The organism is Plantactinospora solaniradicis (assembly GCF_042658085.1).
Classification (GTDB): Bacteria; Actinomycetota; Actinomycetes; order Mycobacteriales; family Micromonosporaceae; genus Plantactinospora; species Plantactinospora solaniradicis.
Genome location: NZ_JBHSPR010000022.1, coordinates 1 through 2,423, shown reverse-complemented (window position 1 = coordinate 2,423; position 2,423 = coordinate 1). Strand labels below are relative to the sequence as shown.

Sequence of the window (2,423 nt, the reverse complement as noted above, 5' to 3'; positions counted from 1 at the left end):
CGAACCGGGTGAGATCGAGGCGGTCCTGGCCGGACACGAGTCGGTCGACCAGGTCGCGGTGATCGTCCGGGAGGACCAGCCCGACGTCAAACGCCTGGTCGCCTACGTCGTACCCGTCGACGGTGGAGTGGATGCCGGTGTGCTGCGGGAGTTCGTCGGGGCCCAGTTGCCGGACTACATGGTGCCGGCGGCCGTGGTGGTGTTGGACTCGCTGCCGGTCACGGTGAACGGGAAGTTGGACCGGGGGGCTTTGCCGGCTCCGGATTTCGTGGGTGGTGGTCGTGGTCCGGCGACGGCGGTGGAGGAGGTGTTGTGTGGTCTGTTCGCTGAGGTGCTGGGTGTGGAGCGGGTGGGTGCGGAGGCGTCGTTCTTTGATTTGGGTGGGGATTCGTTGTTGGCGATGCGGTTGGTTGCGCGGGTTCGGGCGGTGTTCGCGGCGGAGGTGAGTATTCGGGCGTTGTTCGCGTCGCCGACGGTGGCGGCGGTGGCCCGGCTGATCGACGGCGGCGAGTCGGTGGTGCAGGTGGCGTTGACGCGTCGGGAACGGCCCGAGATGCTGCCGTTGTCGTTCGCGCAGCAGCGGCTGTGGTTCCTGAACCGCCTGGAGGAAACCGACCCAGGCGCTGCCGCTGCCTACAACACACCGTTGACGCTACGGCTGTCGGGCGGTCTCGACGTGCCCGCATTGCAGGCCGCGTTGGGCGATGTCGCGGATCGGCACGAGAGCCTCCGGACGATTTTCCCGCAGGCGGACGAGGCGGCGTGTCAGCGGGTTCTTGAGGGTGCGGCGGGTCGGCCGGCGTTGATGGTGGTGGAGGCGACTGAGGATGAGTTGCCGGGTCTGGTGGCTGATCGCGCGGTTCGTGGGTTTGATCTGAGTGTTGATCTGCCGTGGCGGGTGTGGTTGTTGACCGTGTCGCCGGTGGAGTCGGTGTTGTTGATCGTGGCTCATCACATCGCGGTCGACGGTTGGTCGATGGGTCTGTTGGGTCGGGATCTGAGTGTGGCGTACGCGGCTCGTCGGCAGGGTCGGGCTCCGGGTTGGGAGCCGTTGCCGGTGCAGTACGCGGACTACTCCCTGTGGCAGCGTGAGGTCCTGGGCGACCTCGACGATCCCGACAGCCTGATCAGCGCCCAGTTGGCGTATTGGCGGGAAGCGCTGGCAGACGCACCACAGGAGCTCACGCTTCCCACTGACCGAACCCGCCCGACGACGTCAACCTTCCAGGGCGCGAACGTGTCCTTCGACGTGACCGCGGACGTCCATGCCGGGCTGGAGCGGCTCGCGCAGCGTGGTGGCGCGACGATGTTCATGGTGCTGCACGCGGCGTTGGCGGTGTTGCTGTCGCGGGTGGGTGCGGGTACGGACATTCCGATGGGTACGGCCATCGCCGGTCGTGGGGACGCTGCGTTGGATGATCTGGTCGGGTTCTTCGTCAACACGTTGGTGTTGCGGGCCGATCTGAGTGGGGATCCGTCGTTCGGTGAGGTGCTGGCCCGGGTACGGGAGGCGGACCTGGCGGCGTACGCACACCAGGACCTACCGTTCGAACGCCTCGTGGACGACCTGAATCCGGTCCGTTCGCTGAGCCGCAACCCGTTGTTCCAGGTCATGTTCGCCGTGCAGAACCTTCCTGGCGGTGAGAAGCCATGGGAGCTACCTGGCCTACGAGTTGACCCGGTGGACGAATCCTCGGGGATGTCGGCGCGGTTCGATCTGTCTGTTGAGTTGGCGGAGCGGCGTGATGCGGAGGGTTCGCCGGCCGGGCTCCACGGTGGGATTCTCTTCGCCACTGATCTGTTTGACGAGTCGACTGTGCAGGGGTTGGCTGCTCGGTTGGTGCGGGTGTTGGAGCAGGTGGCGGCGGATCCGGGTCTGCGGCTCAGCGATATCGAGGTCCTGGACGACGCGGAACGGTCACTGGTCGTCGGCCGGTGGAACGACACGGCGGTGCGGGTTCCCGACCAGATGGTGCCGGAGTTGTTCGAGGCACGGGTCGCGGCGTCACCGGACGTGGTCGCGGTGCGCTGCGGTGCAGATGTGCTGACCTATGCCGAGTTGGACCAGCGGGCGAACCGGCTCGCCCGGTACCTGACTGGGGTGGGGGTGGGGGCGGAGTCGCGGGTGGGTTTGTGTCTGCCGCGTGGGGTGGACATGGTGGTCGGGTTGTTGGCGGTGTGGAAGGCCGGTGGCGCGTTCGTGCCGTTGGACCCGGCGTACCCCAGCGACCGGCTCGACTACATGGTCGCCGACAGTGACACCACCGTCCTGGTCGGCACCACCGACACCCTGTCGGCGATGTCCACGACCGGAGTACGACAGGTCCGTCTGGACGAGGTCACCGATCAGGTCGCCGCTCTGCCGGCGGCTGTGTCGAATCGACACGTGGCCCCGGACGGGTTGGCGTATGTGATCTACACGT

General features: G+C 66.9%; 1 protein-coding gene. It reads left to right on the top strand.

The features are described from left to right. The coding region (locus tag ACFP2T_RS27330) for a condensation domain-containing protein (protein WP_377426393.1) at nucleotides 1–2,423 on the top strand (2,423 nt) is incomplete at both ends.